This window comes from Pseudoalteromonas ulvae UL12 (assembly GCF_014925405.1).
GTDB classification, from domain to species: Bacteria; Pseudomonadota; Gammaproteobacteria; order Enterobacterales; family Alteromonadaceae; genus Pseudoalteromonas; species Pseudoalteromonas ulvae.
Genome location: NZ_AQHJ01000033.1, coordinates 102,594 through 119,949 on the forward strand (window position 1 = coordinate 102,594; position 17,356 = coordinate 119,949).

Sequence of the window (17,356 nt, forward strand, 5' to 3'; positions counted from 1 at the left end):
TCTAAGCATACGCGGCTTGTTCCAGTGTATCGACACTGCTAAATTAGGCAAGCGTATTATTCCATCAGTCATTTCAGAGATCTTGCATGATAAGAATTGCCCAACCCCATGATTTATATTCAGTCGTTGATATTTATAATCAGACCATTGCTAGCCGTTTAGTGACGGCCGATCTTGACCCTGTCAGTTATGAAGATAAAAAGCCGTGGTTTGAATCTCACAGTACACGGCGTCCTATTTTTGTTTATTGCCACGATGAGCAAGTGATAGGTTGGCTGAGTTTCAAGTCTTTTTATGGCCGACCGGCCTACGATGGGACAGTTGAAATTAGTATTTATGTTTCAGAATCAGCCAGAGGACAGGGAGTGGGTCGTCAGTTATTGTTATTTGCAGAGCATCATAGTGAACAAATAAACATTAACGTATTGCTCGCTTTTATTTTTAGCCATAACCACCCCAGTATTGCTTTGTTTACACAAAATGGCTTTAGCCAGTGGGGAGTATTGCCAGATATAGCGAATATGGCAGGTCAAACATGTAGTTTAACGATTTTGGGCAAGCACTTAAGTGTAAAAAATTCACTCATCTGAAATCTGGATAATAAACCTATTAGCTGTGGCGATTCTTGAGGGAGCGCATTTACATCATTTATATAAATTAAATCAATGCATTAGTGAATCTGTTAATCAGAACTTAGTTTTTTAAAACATTTAGCTTTATTTAGCACAGAGCAATAATCTTCAACTATGCTTTGAAAGGCGATTTGTTGGTGAAAAGTCGCCCATTAGCAATAAAAAGAAGGTTTTGTTATGCGAGAAGTAGCATTAAGTAAAAAATTATTATGGTTAAGCACTTTAGCTGTTTTAATGACTGTTGTGATTTTAGTCAGTGTATTACTCGTTCAATTGCAGGCAACAAATGACGAGTTATCAGTACAGGCGCAGGAGGCGATCCTTCAAGAAATTGAAGTGAAGTTACACGCCAAAGCAGGACAAGAAGCCGCGCATATTCAAGGTTTTATAAATGAGGCCTATCGTATCCCGTATACTGTGGCGGCAGAGTTAAGTGCGACAGCAGAAACGCAGCCATTATCGCGAGAAATGGTGCAGATTATTGACCGTGCTGTGCTTGCACAAAGTGACAATATTTCCTCCATTTATTCTCAATTTGAGTCAAATGGCTACGATAATCGAGATCAAGAGTATACAAACGGACAAAGTCACTCAGTACCAACATCTGGCACGTTAGAAGTCTATATGACTCGCGACAAAAACGGCAGTATTACTCAGCATGCTGTAGAAGATTCTTCAGAAAAATACCTCGATAAAGTGAATGAATTTGGCAAACGAGAAGCTGAGTGGTACTTGTGTGCAAAAGATACAAAGCGACCTTGTATCATGGAACCTTATTTATATGAAATCACCCCAGGCAACTCTGAGATGATGACCTCACTAACAGTGCCTATTTTAAAGCGTAATCAATTTATTGGAGTGATGGGGGCAGATCTTAATTTGCCTGTACTGCAAGAGATCACAAAAAAGCTTTCAAAAGAGCTATACAATGGTCAAGCTCGGGTCACTTTGTTAAGTGAGTTAGATCTGATCGCGGGTAGTAGTCATTATGATAAAAAATTAGGTCGGCCACTTAAAGAAGCGATTGATAATGAACAATTCGCACTGTACGAAAAATTAAAGCAAAGCAATGCACTGCTTTCTACTTCGACAGACTATTTAGTATCAGCTGAAGTCTTTATTGCGTTGCCGGGTGTAAAGTGGCAGCTGTTAATTGAGGTCCCTAAAGAGTTGGCATTAGCGGGAGCAAATGAACTCAAACAGACTCTTGATAATAATACTGCGTCCCTTGGACAGACGATATTTTTAGTCGGAATAGCGGTGGCGTTAGTCGCGACAATTATCATGAGTGGGTTAATCAAAACCATCATTGCACCTTTAACGTTAATTCAAACGCGAGTCGATAATTTGGCTAGTGTTGAGGGAGATTTGACTCAAAGTATCGTTGTTGAAGACCATGCTGAGTTAATTGCCCTTGCTGGTGGTTTTAACCGGTTTATCTTAAGGTTAAAAGAACTCATCACTCATTTGAAAGATATTGCAGAGCAAAGCAATTTACAGTCACAAAACTCAGCGGCATTAGCGCAAGAGTCGGAGCGCTATATAGCAGAGCAATTTAGAGAAATTGAAAGTGTCGTAACTGCAATGACACAAATGAGCTCGACTGCTCAAGAAGTGGCAAATGCTTCTGAATTTGCAGCTGGGCAAACCAATGAAATAACCAATGATGTGCTAAATTGTGAGAAAAACCTATCTTCAGCAGTTGAACAGGTTGAAGTCATGTCACAAGAAATATCAGATGCTAATCAGGCTGTCGGTAAAGTTTCAGCCCGCAGTAGTGATATTAATCAGATACTCGAAGTGATCCGTTCGATTGCAGAACAAACTAATTTACTGGCTCTCAATGCCGCCATTGAAGCGGCAAGAGCGGGTGAGCAAGGCCGCGGCTTTGCTGTGGTCGCCGATGAAGTTAGGGCGTTAGCATCTAAAACTCGATCATCGACGGATGATATTAGTCGTCTAATTGAATCTTTGCAGGTTGAGGTCGCAAGTGCATCATCAATCATAGAAAAAGGGGTGAGCAGAGCTGATAATGCAGTAAAAGAAACGGGGCACGCTTTTGAAACATTGCATGATGTTGTTGAAAAAGTACAAGCTGTTAGCGATCAAGTAACGCAAATAGCAACTGCTGCTGAAGAGCAAAGTGCGGTAACAGAAGAAATCAACCGCAATTTAACACGTATTTCGGATGCGGCAGCCCACCTTGCGGATTTATCGACTCAAGCAGGAAGTGGCAGTACTGAGTTAGCAAGCTTAGTCAATGAGCAAAGCTCACAATTGGCCAAACTTAAAACATAAACGGGTTAAAAAGGCATAAAAATAGGGGCTTAAGCCTCTATTTTTATGCCTGAAAGTGAGCAGTAATCGTGATCATCAGCATTACTAAAAATAGCTGTGCAGGTACAGTATTGCATCATGCTAGGGTAAGTACCGTAAAAAATAAAAACAATGGAGTCAAAAATGAAGAAACATATCCCATTACTTTTAAGCGCGCTAATTGTCAGTCCATACGCAATGGCGAGTGCTTATATTATCGAAGCGAAAGCTATGTTTGATGCTAAAAGTGGCAAGTTAATCGCCAATCCTACCGTTGTGATTGAAAATAATCAGATTGTAGAAATAAGCTCTCACGGTAAAGCAAAATACAATAAACCGGCAGAAAAAATTAATCTACGCGAGCACACACTCTTACCTGGTTTGTTTGATATGCACGTTCATTTAACCAGTGATGCACATATTCATGGCTATAAGCGATTACAAGTGACCTCACCACGCGCAGCAATTACAGGGGTAAGAAATGCGCAGCGAACAATCAATGCGGGTTTTACATCGGTGAGAAATTTAGGCGCGCCTGGTTATGCTGATATTGCACTAAGAGATGCGATATACGCAGGAGATGTCATTGGGCCTAGGGTGTTTGCCGCAGGACCCTCACTCGGAATTACTGGTGGGCACTGTGATAATAATTTATTACCTCATGAAATTGCGATTAAGGCTGCGGGTGTCGCAGATGGACCGTGGGCCGTGAGAGCAAAAGTACGGGAAAATATTAAATTTGGCGCAGATGTAATTAAATTCTGTGCAACAGGTGGTGTTTTATCAAAAGGGACGCAAGTCGGTGCACAGCAATACGCACAAGAAGAAATGAATGCCTTGGTGGCAGAGGCGCATTTGCGTGGACTTACTGTGGCTGCGCATGCGCATGGAACCAACGGTATTAAGGCTGCGATTCGCGCCGGAGTTGACTCGATTGAGCATGCGAGCTTTTTAGATGACGAAGCTATTAAATTGGCTAAAAAGCATGGTACGTACTTATCGATGGATATTTACAATACTGAGTATATTCTCTCAGAAGGTCAAAAAGCGGGGATTTTAGAAGAGAGTTTAGATAAAGAGCGAGTCGTGGGGGCTAAGCAACGTAATAGCTTTAACCGAGCGGTAAAAGCAAACCTGAATATGGTCTTTGGTTCTGATGCTGGTGTGTATCCTCATGGCGAAAATGCGAAACAGTTTTCTCGGATGGTCAAATTTGGTATGACCCCAGAACAAGCGCTGCAGGCAGCGACCATTAATGCTGCTAAATTGCTGAAGCAAGATCAAATATTAGGATCTATTGAAGTTGGCAAGTTAGCCGATATTATTGCAATCAAAGGTGATCCAATTGCAGACATAACACTTATGGAACAAGTTGGTTTCGTGCTCAAAGATGGCAAAATACTTAAACAGTAGGGGGGTAGTCAGGCAGCCCATTGATGGGCTGCCTGAATAAAATCAAGGTTAGAGCAGTGGAATGTTGATTAGGCCACTTGATACAATACCACTTGGTGCTGTGATAGAAAAACTGACAATAGTTTCAGTGGCAGGCTCAGTAGCAAGTAAGTCATTTTCAATCGCAAACTGTAAGATATTCCCACCAAACAACGCGTTATTATTCGCATCTTTAAAGCTGATATTAGCATCAAGCTGGGCATGGCTAATCGCTAAATTTGTGCCCAATGTGTTGCCCACTACAAATGAAGTAGTGCCCGAGATTGAACCTTTACTAGTATTAATGCTGACCGATGTACCGAGTGGCATAGTTTGCAGTGCTGAATCAGAAAAATAGAGCTGGAAAGTACGCGTAGTATTGCGGGGAATCGCAGAGCTGATACCTACGGCATTCTCTCCTGAATAATTACTGATAAGTGGATTTGTTACTGTGGTGTCGTATAAAGACCACAAGCTGTGTGATGAGGCCATGATCATTTTAATCGCTTTACGCACATTGATTGAGCGGCTAATTGTCGCACCACATTTCAAAGTACTGGTGCACTGAGGGCCATTAAACTTACCATCTTGTGGCGTATAATTACTGTCATCCTGATCGATTAGGCTATCGCGCTCAAAATCTAAAAACAATTCACCCGGATCGCGTACGAGATTTTCATTATCATCACGCCATGCTTCAGGCATATCAATAAAGCCAGACGATTGATACTGAGCTCTGCCAAAGCCACTGGCCACTTGATTATTCAAAATGGGCTCACCATCTGCGTCATCAAAGACGTTATTACCATTGGTATCAAAAAATGTTTCATGACCGATAGCGGTTGCAAGTATGGTAATACGGTGATTGTAAACTTTCGGCTCAGCACTTCGCCATGTGGCTGTACAGCTACCGTTTGTGGTGGTACATGATGGCGTAATTTGGCCGCCTTCAGTGGTAAAGTTTACTGTCGTGCCATCGGGAACCAGGTTGTTGAAGCTGTCGGCTAGCCAAGCTGTAATTGGTACCTCGACACCATTGATATTGTCGGCTTCAGGATTGATGACTTCAGTAGCAAGAGTGATACTATTTTGGTCAGCAAGTCCTGTGTTGACTGATAATAAATCTGATTGAGTTTGAATTAATGCGTCAGAGCTTGTTTTCGCTGATGCTGTGACTCGTACCACTGTGGGTACGTTGCCAGCAGTCACTTTTGTGCCGACTTCGCCTTTAGAGTTTGTATAGGCTGTCATAGGGCTAAGCTTTAATCCACCTAAGTCACTATCAAGTGCAAAGGTCACCTCTTGTTGAGCCAAAGGATTGCCAAGCGCACCTTTAACTAAAAAACTCAGTGTGGAAATTTCTTGTTTACCTTGACCGCCAGTGCCTTTTAAAACGATTGATTCAGGTTCTGCAGCTATAAACTCAATAGCGCCCAGATCTTCCGCTTGCAAATTGATCGTTTGCGTTAAGGTGAGGGTATCGCCATTACCGTTAATTGTAGCGATGATTTGATCTTGATTGCCCTGACTGCCTGCACAGCTAATATCTTCATACGTCGCACTTGCTTCGCCATTAATGGTCAGGACTTGTTGATCGATATTAGCTTGTGCGTTAGTCACGCAATTAGAACTAAACGAAATAGCCGTCGGGTTGCTTAAACGTTGACCGTTTTCATCTACGAGAGCGACTTTCAAGCCTAAAGTACCGCCAGCACTTAACTGCACGCTATTATCAGGCTGTTTAGCGAGCGTTAGGCCGATTTGGTTCGGGATAAAAGTATTATTACTATCAAAGTAACCGGCTTGGATTTGTGGTTGATCAATCACATCGCGGTCAAGTATTTGGTAGTTAAATCGTTGAGTCACTCCCCCTGTGGTATCGGGGTTGTATGTTGCCGTCAACGAAGCTGCTCCGATGGTATTGTCGACAGCAGCTGCAAGTTCAATGGTCGTTAAACCTTGTTGATCTGTCAGGCCCGTATTGGCCGAAAGTGCACCAAGCTCGGCAGAGAATGACACGATCTCATTTTCTAGCGGGTCATTGTCAGCGTTTGTGAGTTTAACTTGTACTTTGACCGTTTCACCTTGCTTAAAGCGATTATTCGCATTGCCATCTTTAAACATCGCGACCGCAAGCTGCGGTAATTGCGAGCCAACACTCTCGTTATTAATAAACTCATAATCAGTGCTGGCGGTGATTGATTGGCTTGTTGCGCTAAGGGTTGCAGCACCAACATTCGCCAAATCACTATCAAGGAATATTTGTGCGACGCCATTGATATCACTGAGCTTAGAGGATTGTCGTAAAGTACCTAAAGGTGTGGAAAAGCTCACCGAAGAAGCATTTACCGGTTCACCATTTTTATTCAAAAGAGCTTGAACACACACCGTTTCGCCAGCTTTAAAACTAGGAGCTGCCACTGCCAAGCAATTTTCATCGAGTAAATTGAGTGTGATACTGATGGGTGCATCTGGGTCTGGAGGTATGACTTCGTCGTTTTTACCAGATGAACCGTTACAGGCTGTTAAAAAGCAAATAGTTAGTAAGCTTAGAGAGTGTCGTATATCAAGCATGAATATTCCTTAGTCGAGAATATACTCTTTTAAATATTGAAATAGCTCGCGGTAACCTTTAGCGGGTTTTCCTAATTCTTGTTCTTTTTTGGCTTGTCGAACAAGTTGACGCAGCTTTTGTCTATCTAAACTATCATAATCAACCAGTAACTCATTAATTTTTTTATCACCCTGATCAATCACTTGGTCACGAGTTCGTTCTAATTTATGAAATAAAACGGTTGATTCTTTACCAACATCTAAAATGGCGTTAAGTACTTTTTGGATTTCATCCGAATTTTCAGCTAAACGTAGCTGTTTACCAACATAATTGAGATGGCGGCGAAACGCTTCGGTTTTAGTATTGAGTTTATCAGCGAGGACTAGCGCTTCTTTTAAATCTTCATTTAAAGGCAGTTTTTCACGTTGTTTTTTATTCAGTTTGCATATCTTTGCTGCTAAATCATGCATCTCTTGCGCTTCACGCTTTAACTCACTCTTTGAGATGTAAATAATTTCTTCTTCAGGTATTTTTTTGCCTTTTTTTGCCATGATGGTGTCAAAGCTCGCTTTTAATATATGTAGTAATAATAGTGTGATTATATCAATAGCTTGGTTTTAATGCTCATAGATACTGTTTTTTCTTTTCTTAAAAGTAAAATAAGATCAGCAAGCGGCTTTTAATGGTCAAATTTGTCAGTAATTTCTTTATAAAATAGGCTCAAGCGCTGAGCCTTATGATATCCTTAAATTAATTTAAACCTTCGAGTAGAGTTCATGAATTCACCCCGTGAAGAGACTGTTTATAATCAAATTGCACAAATAAAAACGGCAGTTGAGCAAGCTTTAAGCGAGGCTAAAGCATTAGGTGCAACAGCTGCTGAAGCTGCGATGTCTAGCACTTCTGGTTTGTCTGTGACCACCCGCTTGGGTGAAGTTGAAACCATTGAGTTTAATCAAGACGGCGCATTAGGGATAAGCGTTTATGTAGGGAATAAAAAAGGATCTGCATCGACCGCGGATTTAAGTCCTGATGCTCTGCAGTCTGTGGTTAAAAAAGCAATTGAGATTGCTAAATACACGTCTGAAGATCCTTGTAATGGCATTGCTGACAAAGCGTTACTTGAGTTTAATCCACCTGATTTAGATTTGTTTCATCCTTGGGATGTATCGCCTGACGAAGGGATAGCACTATGCCAGCAGGCTGAAGAAGCTGCATTAAATTATGATGAGCGCATCATTAACTCAGATGGTGCCAGTTTTAGTTCTCATCAAGGTTTACGTATTTATGGTAATAGCCATGGTTTACTTGCCGGTTTTCCTCGTACCCGTCATAGCATTAGTTGCATGGTTATTGGTCAAGATGGCGAAATTATGGAGCGCGAGTCTGCTTATACGCTTTCTCGTTTGCAAAGCGGCCTGAAATCGGCGCAATCAGTCGGCATCGAAGCCGCAAGCGAGACGATAGCCAAGCTTAATAGCCGAAAAATTCCAACAGGTAAGTATCCGGTTATTTTTAGAGCTGATATTGCAAGCTCACTATTTAGCCACTTAGTTTCGGGGATCGGTGGCGGTGCGCTGTATCGAAAGTCGAGTTTCCTGTTAGATACGTTAGGTCAGCCTATTTTCAGTGATTTAGTGAATGTGGTTGAGAGACCGCATATTTTACAAGGTCTCGCATCTTCTCCGTTTGATAGTGAAGGCGTCAAAACACAAGACCGCACTATTATTGACAAGGGAGTGCTGCAAACCTATTTGCTCGGTACATACGCTTCTCGAAAGCTGAACATGACCGCTACAGGCCATGCAGGTGGGATCCATAATTGGTTAGTTAACGAAACTGAGCCTGATTTAGCTGCTTTACTCAGTACAATGGGGACGGGTTTATTAGTGACGGAGCTAATGGGGCAAGGAGTGAATACCGTCAATGGTGATTACTCCCGTGGTGCGGCTGGCTTTTGGGTTGAAAATGGTCAAATCCAATACCCAGTTAGTGAAATTACGATAGCAGGTAATCTAAAAGATATGTTTAAAGCAATTGCAGGAATTGGCGGTGACTTTGATTTACGAGGCAGCGTTAAAACTGGATCTATTTTGATAGAGCAAATGCAAGTAGCTGGAAACTAACATCTAGTTTGATAAAAAAGCACCGAAAGGTGCTTTTTTTATCAATAATACTTACTAAAGCTTGGTTTCGATAGTTAAGGGAGTAAAAACCAAGTCGCAGTGCCAAGAAAAGCGAAGATACCGACAATATCTGTGACTGTCGTGAGCACTACGCCACCGGCTAATGCTGGATCTATGTTTAATCGCTTCAGGAATAGCGGAATACTCGCCCCAGCAATACCTGCAGCCAGCAGATTCATAAACATGGCAAAAGCAATCACACAGCCTAAGGTGAAGTCCCATTTCCACAATGCGACGACTCCTGCAATTAACAACGCCCACAGCACACCGTTTAAAGCGCCAATCGCAAACTCCTTTGCTAATAAGAACCGTTGGTTAGCTTGGTTGATATGACCGACAGCCATACCACGGATAACAAGAGTCAGTGTTTGGCTGCCAGCGACACCACCCATGGAAGGAACAATGCCATTTAGCACGGCGAGCACAGGTAAAATATCGAGGGTTGATTCAAAAAAGCTGGCCACAAACGCAGCTAAAAGCGCGGTAATTAAGTTTACCCCGAGCCAAACTGAACGACGCTTAGTACTTTTTACAACAGGAGCAAATGTATCTTCTTCATCATCGAGACCTGCCATACTCATCATGCTGTGCTCAGCATCTTCACGGATTACGTCAACGATATCATCGATAGTGATACGACCCAGCAAGTGTTGATGTTCATCTACAACGGGTGCTGAAATCCAGTTGTGACGTTCAAACAGTTGCGCCACTTCTGATTCGTCCATTGTCACAGGGATAGATTCACAATGATCATCCATGACCGTTCGAACGGTGAGGTCGGGGCTGCGAGTTAAGAGTAAAGCGAGTGAAACGGCACCAATAAAGCAATTATCTTTATCAACAACGTATAATTCATCGGTTCCTTCTGGCAGCTCTCCTTTGAGGCGCAAATAACGAAGAACAACATCAAGTGTGACATCTGGGCGAATGGTCACAGTATCTGTGTTCATTATGGCACCAGCAGACTCTTCTGGGTAAGATAGCGCTAATGCAGCACGCTCTCGGTCTTGGCTGGCCATCGAGCCGATAACTTCTTGATAAATAGTGTCAGGAAGACTTCGCAACATTTCTGCGAGGTCATCATCGTCCATATCTTCTGTTGCGGCTGCGATTAATGCAGGATCCATCTGGGAGATAATGCCATTACGCACATCTTCAGAAAGCTCTTCGAGGATGTCACCTTGTAGATCTGAGTCAACCAATTGCCACAGTACAGTACGGCCTTTATGAGGGGAGGACTCAAGTAATAGGGCGATGTCACACGGGGCCATATGTGCCAACATGCGCCTAACATGAACAAACATACCACTGTTAAGTGCACGGGTTATTTCGTGCAATCTTAGTTGGGTGTTATCTTGTTCAATGGCTTCTGGCATGGCTGCTCTTTATTGTAATAGTGTTAGTGTGTAGTCAAACAGGTTGATGTTGTGCAATGTTGCGATTAGTGTTTAAGCAAGTAATTGATTTTGGTTAAGTATAGCGTATTTGCTATCAACTTTCAGTTAGTCTTGTTCGTTAAATTTATCTGCAATCAAAGCTCCGATGGCTTTCAGCGCTTGTTCTGCATCAGGTCCTTCACAGGTGACTTTGACTTCTTTTCCTTGGCTGCTTTCGAGTAACATTAATGCAAGCACGCTGTCTGCTTCGGCAGTTTTAGTATCTTGCTCTAAAATAATATTGGCGTCAAAACTCAGAGCTAGTTGTGCTAATGCTGTGGCAGCTCGGGCATGTAAACCCAATTTGTTTTGAATTAAAAACGTATCTTCACAGTGCATGTTATTTTTCTTGTTCGCGATGATGGACTTTGACATTTTTGTGGCTGCGACTGAAGCTATCGGCAAGAGTTTGGGCTAAATAAACTGAACGGTGCTGACCACCGGTACAGCCAATCGCAATGGTTAAATAGCTACGGTTATTTCGTTCTAGATGCGGTAACCACGTTTGTAAAAAAGTTTGGATTTGCCAAGTGAATTTTTGCACTATGCTATGGCTGGCTAAATAATCTTTTACGGGTTGATCTAAGCCTGTTAATGGTTTTAGTTCAGGCTCCCAATGCGGATTCGGCAGAAACCGGGCGTCAAATACATAATCTGCATTTTTAGGAATACCATGTTTAAAGCCAAACGATTCAAACGTAATAATAAGTTGATTGTCTTTTTTGCCTAACACACGCTCGCGTATCGACTCGGCTAATTGATGGACGCTTAAATCGGTTGTATCGATTATGACATCGGCACGGCTGACCACGACATCAAGCAGTACTTTTTCTTGTTTAATGGCAGAATCGAGCGGTTGTGCATTCATTGATAATGGATGTAGTCGTCTGGTTTCAGAGAATCGACGAATGAGTGTGTGATCGTCACTATCAAGATAAAATAATGATGAGTTGGCAAATTCAGGTAAATACTCAAGAATCTCATTAAACTCTTGCTGATCTTTAGGCAAGTTCCGTACGTCTATACTCACCGCTATCTTATCGTAACTATCAGATACACTGCGTACGAGGGAGGGAAGTAAGTTGACTGGGATATTATCGACAGCATAGTAGCCAAGATCTTCAAGTACTCTTAACGCTACAGATTTTCCTGATCCTGAGCGGCCACTGATAATAATAAGTTGCACGGTACATCTCCTTGATGATTACGCTGCATCGATTATCGCGTAGAGTTCTTCATCGCAAGTCGCATGACGTAATTGTTTGCAAAATAACTTGTCCTTTAGTTTATCAGCTATCGCAGCGAGCGTCTTTAGGTGAGCTTGACATTCGTCTTCAGGTACGAGCAGTGCCACAAAAATATCGACAGGTTTATTATCTATTGCATCAAATTCAATCGCCTCTTGGTTGACGATTAAAATAGCCAGGCTTTTATCGAGTCCAGCTAATCGGCCATGGGGTATAGCGATACCACGCCCGATGCCTGTGCTACCAAGTTTTTCACGATTCAATAACGCGCCAAGGATTTCTTGCTCAGAAAAGTCGGGGCGTTGCTGGTGAGCAACAAAGCTAATATGCTCTAAAATTCGCTTTTTGCTATGAAAAAGGACTGCGGCTTTGGTGCAGTCCTTGGAAATAAAAGAATTTAGTTTCATGATTAATGGCGTGAAAGTTTCTCTTTATGTTTAATTACTTGGCGATCTAATTTATCAATCAAGCCATCGATTGCAGCATACATATCTTGATGCTCGGACGTTGCAAATAATTCACCACCGGTGACATGGAGAGTTGCTTCTGCTTTTTGGACTAATTTCTCGATATCCAAAATAACATGAACGTTATTTATATGATCAAAGTGCCTTTCGAGCTTAGCAAATTTGTTAGTGACATAGTCTCTTAAAGGATCTGTTATTTCTACGTGACGACCAGTTAAATTTAGTTGCATAAGCATTTTCCTTCTATTTTACGTCTCAGATCAAACGTTTTCTCTGATTTGACGGGGGGATAGAGAGAGATTCACGATATTTTGCTATCGTGCGTCTCGCCACTTGTATTCCTTGCTCTGCCAATATATCTGCAATTTTACTATCACTCAAAGGTTTAGCCTGATTTTCTGCAGCGATTAGCTTTTTAATTAATGCTCGAATAGCCGTTGATGAGCATTCTCCACCATTCTCTGTACTGACATGGCTTGAAAAGAAAAATTTTAATTCATAGATACCACGTGGCGTATGCATGAATTTTTGAGTCGTGACACGTGAAATCGTAGACTCGTGCATTTCGACCATTTCAGCAACATCATTGAGTACCATAGGTTTCATCGCTTCATCGCCATGTTCAAAAAAAGCTTGTTGTTGCTGAACGATGCAGTTTGATACTTTTAAAAGAGTATCATTGCGACTTTCTAAACTCTTAATAAACCATTTAGCTTCTTGTAAATGTGAGCGAATAAACTGACTGTCTTCGCTCGATTTAACAGAACGGCTCATTGCAGCATATTGATCATTTACTCTGATTTTTGGCATGCTTTCTGAGTTTAGCTCAACCACCCAACGACCTTTTATTTTTTTTACAGACACATCAGGAATAACATATTCTGGTTGCTCGGTATTGATGCTATCTGCAGGCTTTGGATTGAGGCTATGAATCAGTGCCATGACTTCTTTTAGCTCATTTTCCTTAAGCTTGGTTTTCTTCATTAAGGTTCGATAGTCGCGAGAAGCTAAAAGTTCAATGTGTTCTTTTACAATTTCTTTAGTGTGCGACAACCAAGGGGTGCTTTTATCAAACTGATTGAGTTGAATTAACAGGCATTCTGGAAAATCCCGCGCGGCGATACCGATAGGATCAAAGACTTGAATACGTTTTAATACGGCTTCTACCTCATCTAACTCTACAGCAAGGCCATCACTGCCTTCTCCAATGCTTTCACAGATATCTTCTGTTGATAAGGTTAAGTAGCCTTGATCATTGATTGCTTCAACAATCGCTGTGGCAATGGCTTCATCTGTTGGGCTAAAAGGCGTTAAACGAAGTTGCCACATGAGGTAGTCTTGCAGTGATTCAGATGTGCTGCCTTGGTATAAAGTGTCGTTGTCGGGAGCGGGACCTGAGGATGACGTAGAGGGTCCGGCGCTGACATATTCATCCCAACCAACATCCATGGGGAGTTCGTCAGTAAGGGAGTCTTTATTTAATGCATCTGATGATTCTATTTCAACTTCAGCGGTGTGTTCATGATCGTCAGAAGAGTCTTTTTGGGAGTCGGCTGAATCGTTGTTATTGTCATTGCCATATTCTGCTTCTTCAACTTCAAGCAGAGGGTTGCTATCAAGTGCTTCTTGAATTTCTTGTTGTAAATCTAAAGTACTCAGTTGCAACAAGCGGATTGCTTGTTGTAACTGTGGGGTCATTGTAAGTTGTTGCCCAAGACGAAGTTGTAATGATTGCCTCATTTACGTCTAACAATCCTTTTGGTTATTAAAATAAATGGCACTTAGTTATGAAGTAAATTAACTATAGCTTGAATTGTTCACCTAGGTAAACATCACGTACTTTTTGGTTTTCAAGTACCTCTTTAGGAGTACCCGTTGCGATTAACTCACCGTGAGAAACAATGTAAGCTGTTTCACAAACATCTAAAGTTTCCCTTACATTATGGTCTGTAATTAACACACCAATGCCACGATTTTTTAAATGACGAATAATTTTCTTTATATCTATCACTGATATCGGATCGACACCGGCAAAGGGCTCATCGAGCAAGATAAACTTAGGGTTAGCGGCCAGCGCGCGTGCAATTTCAACACGACGGCGTTCTCCACCAGATAAAGCCATGCCTTGGCTATCTCGAATATGACAGATATTAAATTCTTCTAATAGGTTATCGAGTTGTTCTTCTCGTTGCGCTCTGTTGAGTTCTTTACGTGTTTCCAAAATAGCCATGATGTTTTGATAAACAGTTAACTTCCTGAATATAGAGGACTCTTGTGGCAAGTAACCTATGCCCATTCTTGCTCGGCTATGCATGGGAAGTAAAGTGATATCTTCTTCATCGATTGTAATCAAGCCTTTATCACTAGGAACTAAACCAACGATCATATAAAAAGTGGTGGTTTTTCCAGCACCATTGGGACCAAGTAATCCGACAATGCTGCCAGCTTTAACGCTTAGCCCTACGTTTTTGACCACTTGTCGGCCATTATAACTTTTGGCAAGTTGCTTGGCGTTGAGAGTGGTCATTTTTTATCCTTTTCAGACGGCGTTAAAATAGTGCGAACGCGTTGTGAGGAGTTTTCGTCTTTGACGGCACTAATGAGCTGCTGTTTTATGTCATAGGTGATTTTTTCTGCACTCATTTTTTGGCCGCTTTGAGTGATGGTTGCATTACCTGAGATAAGTAATATTTCAGTAGCGACATCGTAGCTGATTTCATTTGCACTTGCGGTGATCACTGTGCCATCTTCAAGTGTTTCAACGTAGGATGCTGGGTTGCCTTTAGCGACAAGCAGTTGTTTATTTTCTCCTAGCTCAGCTCTGCGGTAAGCCTCTAAAAAATCAGCTTTAATTTTTCGTTTGTCATGGGTAATTTCAACGTTTTTATCAAATATAATCACATTTCGTTTTATATCTGCTTTTTGGTTGTCTGCATCAATGATTACTTTTGAATTAGGTTGTGCGGCTTGAGTAAACAAGCTCACACCCAACAATGTAAGCATGAGTATGATTTTATTGGTCATAATAAATGGTCTGTGTATGGTTAATGAGTTCAATAACTTCGGTTTCAAAGTTAGCGATTAGTCCTTTACCTTTGATTAAGATATTCGGTCCTGTAATGGTCACTGGCCGCTCTGAATTCATGGTCGATTGATTAATATCCACTTCAAAATAGTCGGCTTGTATTGTTTGTAGCATGGCGGTTTTATCTAAATTAATTGCCTCAACATTCCCTTCCAATATGAGTATTTTACTATCGTAGAGTGTTGCTTCAGAGGCGTTGATTGTCCAGACCCCTTTTTCTGAATAAAGCGTGAAAATAGGCAGGCTAAAGTGAGTAAACCCTAACTCTTGATATTGTTCCATCTTAGTGGCTGCAACTTTATGACTAATTTTGCCATTAATATCAAACACTGTTTGCCTAAGTTCAGTGGCAATGTAATCAGGTGTGGCTACCTGTGCTTTTTTGTGTGTTTGTTTTTGTTGCGGCTGAGTAAAATATGGATACCAAAGCCACGTCATTAGGACTAAAAATAAGACACTAATGATTAGGCGAGCCGAATTCATGCGCTGGTTCCTTTTACACCTAAGCTAATGCCTTGACTAAGCATCAATAAGTCGGTGAGCTCCCTAACAGCCCCAAATCCACCAGGAAGTAAGGTGGTATAGTCAGATTGGTATTTAACGAGCGGGTGGGCATCTTGCACCGCAACAGAAAAGCCAACTTTTTCCATGACTGGTAAATCGGGACTATCATCACCAATATAGGCGATTTGGCCATCAGTAAGGTTTAACCGTGCTTTTAAATCTTCATAAGCAACAATTTTATCTTCTTGGCCTTGGTAGATGTAAGGAACTGTGAGGCTTTTCATTCTCTGCTCGACAATAGTCGATTGTCTGCCAGTAATAACAGCTACTGCAACGCCACTGTTTATCAGTGATTTAATGCCAAAACCATCTTTGGTGTTAAAGGCTTTGAGCTCTTCGCCTTGATTGCCTAGGTAAATACGGCCATCAGAGAATACGCCATCAATATCACAAATTAAGAGTTTAACGTGTGATGCTTTATTGAATACGTCTGAACTTATGGGTTGGTACAGCTGATCAAAAGTCATTAAATCACCCCAGCTTTGAGTAGGTCTTGCATATTAAATGCGCCAATAGGTCGATTGCAGTTATCAATCACTAATAGGCCATTGATGCGTTTTTGTTCAAGAATATTAAGTGCTTCTGCTGCGAGTATATCCTGATATACGGTGGTGCACCGTTTGGTCATTACGGTCGAGATTTCAGTGGTATGAATATCTATTCTTTGTTCTAAAATACGGCGTAAGTCACCATCGGTAAATAACCCAGTCAATTCACCCTGAGTATTAACGATTGCGGTCATGCCGAGCCCTTTGGCTGAAATTTCTAGTAATGCATTTCGAATAATATCATGCTCATTGACCACAGGTAGGCTATCGCCTGCATGCATAATATCTTTTACGGTCAATAATAGACGTCGGCCTAAACTGCCACCAGGGTGTGAAAGTGCAAAGTCATCAGCAGTAAACCCTCTCGCTTCAAGCAATGCAACAGCAAGGGCATCGCCCATCACTAATGTTGCAGTTGTGCTCGCTGTTGGCGCTAAACCTAAAGGGCAGGCCTCTTGTTCAACTTTGATGCAAATGTGTACGTTAGCAAGCTTGGCGAGTGAAGAGGTCGTATTGCCTGTCATGGCAATCATTGAGGCGCCTAATCGTTTGATTACTGGTACTATGCTGAGTATCTCGTTTGTCTCGCCTGAATTTGAAATCAGTAAAACCACATCTTCTTTAGTGATCATACCTAAATCACCATGGCTTGCTTCCCCAGGGTGAACAAAAAATGCAGGGCTACCTGTGCTAGCAAGGGTTGCCGCGATTTTGTTGCCAATGTGACCCGACTTGCCCATACCGACAACAATAATGCGGCCCGTGCATTTGAACATTATTTCACATGCTTGTTCAAAATCAGCGTTTAAATATTGTGCTAATTGCTCAATTGCTTGTTGTTCAATTTTGAGTACCCGCTGCGCGCAGGCGATAAATTCTGCAGCCATGAT

17 protein-coding genes are annotated in these 17,356 nt (G+C 41.7%); 4 read left to right on the forward strand and 13 right to left on the reverse strand.

Going from position 1 to position 17,356, the window contains the following annotated elements:
• Nucleotides 1-86 precede the first annotated feature (86 nt).
• The 3 genes from PULV_RS15910 (at nt 87) to PULV_RS15920 (ending at nt 4,361) form a co-directional block, all read left to right on the forward strand.
• Nucleotides 87-590 (forward strand): GNAT family N-acetyltransferase, encoded by a 504-nt coding sequence (locus PULV_RS15910; protein WP_193332229.1) that lies wholly within the window; start codon nt 87-89, stop codon nt 588-590.
• 219 nt (nt 591-809) lie between these two features.
• Nucleotides 810-2,930 (forward strand): methyl-accepting chemotaxis protein, encoded by a 2,121-nt coding sequence (locus tag PULV_RS15915; protein ID WP_193332230.1) that lies wholly within the window; start codon nt 810-812, stop codon nt 2,928-2,930.
• 162 nt (nt 2,931-3,092) lie between these two features.
• Nucleotides 3,093-4,361, forward strand: a complete 1,269-nt coding sequence (locus PULV_RS15920) for a Xaa-Pro dipeptidase (RefSeq protein ID WP_086744113.1) — start codon at nt 3,093-3,095, stop codon at nt 4,359-4,361.
• A 48-nt stretch (nt 4,362-4,409) separates the two neighbouring features.
• On the opposite strand, the gene PULV_RS15925 is transcribed toward PULV_RS15920, so the two are convergent.
• On the reverse strand, nt 4,410-6,953 hold the full coding sequence (locus tag PULV_RS15925; RefSeq protein ID WP_193332231.1) for an Ig-like domain-containing protein: 2,544 nt from the start codon (nt 6,951-6,953) through the stop codon (nt 4,410-4,412).
• A gap of 9 nt (nt 6,954-6,962) precedes the next feature.
• Nucleotides 6,963-7,487: a ribosome biogenesis factor YjgA gene (yjgA, locus tag PULV_RS15930; RefSeq protein ID WP_405127501.1), complete on the reverse strand. Its 525-nt coding sequence runs from the start codon at nt 7,485-7,487 to the stop codon at nt 6,963-6,965.
• A 222-nt stretch (nt 7,488-7,709) separates the two neighbouring features.
• On the opposite strand from yjgA, the gene pmbA reads away from it, so the two are divergent.
• A complete protein-coding gene (gene pmbA, locus PULV_RS15935) occupies nt 7,710-9,059 on the forward strand; it encodes a metalloprotease PmbA (RefSeq protein WP_193332232.1) in 1,350 nt (449 codons plus the stop codon).
• A gap of 74 nt (nt 9,060-9,133) precedes the next feature.
• On the opposite strand, the gene mgtE is transcribed toward pmbA, so the two are convergent.
• The 11 genes from mgtE to PULV_RS15990 all read right to left on the reverse strand — a co-directional run bounded on the left by mgtE (nt 9,134) and on the right by PULV_RS15990 (nt 17,356).
• Entirely contained in the window at nt 9,134-10,495 is a 1,362-nt protein-coding gene (gene mgtE / locus PULV_RS15940) for a magnesium transporter (protein WP_086744117.1), read from the reverse strand.
• Nucleotides 10,496-10,621: 126 nt separating this feature from the next.
• Entirely contained in the window at nt 10,622-10,894 is a 273-nt protein-coding gene (locus PULV_RS15945) for an HPr family phosphocarrier protein (protein WP_086744118.1), read from the reverse strand.
• Nucleotide 10,895: 1 nt separating this feature from the next.
• On the reverse strand, nt 10,896-11,741 hold the full coding sequence (gene rapZ, locus PULV_RS15950) for an RNase adapter RapZ (protein WP_086744119.1): 846 nt from the start codon (nt 11,739-11,741) through the stop codon (nt 10,896-10,898).
• Nucleotides 11,742-11,759: 18 nt separating this feature from the next.
• Nucleotides 11,760-12,209, reverse strand: coding sequence for a PTS IIA-like nitrogen regulatory protein PtsN (gene ptsN / locus PULV_RS15955; protein ID WP_086744120.1), 450 nt, complete (start codon nt 12,207-12,209; stop codon nt 11,760-11,762).
• Between the two features lie 2 nt (nt 12,210-12,211).
• Nucleotides 12,212-12,499: a ribosome hibernation promoting factor gene (hpf, locus tag PULV_RS15960; protein ID WP_086744121.1), complete on the reverse strand. Its 288-nt coding sequence runs from the start codon at nt 12,497-12,499 to the stop codon at nt 12,212-12,214.
• A 25-nt stretch (nt 12,500-12,524) separates the two neighbouring features.
• The gene (locus PULV_RS15965) at nt 12,525-14,009 is read right to left on the reverse strand and encodes an RNA polymerase factor sigma-54 (RefSeq protein ID WP_086744122.1); all 1,485 of its coding nucleotides are present in this window, start codon (nt 14,007-14,009) and stop codon (nt 12,525-12,527) included.
• Nucleotides 14,010-14,070: 61 nt separating this feature from the next.
• Nucleotides 14,071-14,796 carry an LPS export ABC transporter ATP-binding protein gene (gene lptB, locus PULV_RS15970; RefSeq protein WP_086744123.1) on the reverse strand — a complete coding sequence of 242 codons (726 nt, stop codon included), beginning with the start codon at nt 14,794-14,796 and terminating at the stop codon, nt 14,071-14,073.
• Nucleotides 14,793-15,293 carry a lipopolysaccharide transport periplasmic protein LptA gene (lptA, locus tag PULV_RS15975; protein WP_086744124.1) on the reverse strand — a complete coding sequence of 167 codons (501 nt, stop codon included), beginning with the start codon at nt 15,291-15,293 and terminating at the stop codon, nt 14,793-14,795. The genes lptB and lptA overlap by 4 nt, the downstream gene beginning before the upstream one ends.
• Nucleotides 15,283-15,837, reverse strand: a complete 555-nt coding sequence (gene lptC / locus PULV_RS15980; RefSeq protein WP_086744125.1) for an LPS export ABC transporter periplasmic protein LptC — start codon at nt 15,835-15,837, stop codon at nt 15,283-15,285. Before lptC ends, lptA begins: the two co-directional genes overlap by 11 nt.
• Nucleotides 15,834-16,385, reverse strand: a complete 552-nt coding sequence (gene kdsC / locus PULV_RS15985; protein ID WP_086744126.1) for a 3-deoxy-manno-octulosonate-8-phosphatase KdsC — start codon at nt 16,383-16,385, stop codon at nt 15,834-15,836. Before kdsC ends, lptC begins: the two co-directional genes overlap by 4 nt.
• Entirely contained in the window at nt 16,385-17,356 is a 972-nt protein-coding gene (locus tag PULV_RS15990) for a KpsF/GutQ family sugar-phosphate isomerase (protein ID WP_405127502.1), read from the reverse strand. The genes kdsC and PULV_RS15990 overlap by 1 nt, the downstream gene beginning before the upstream one ends.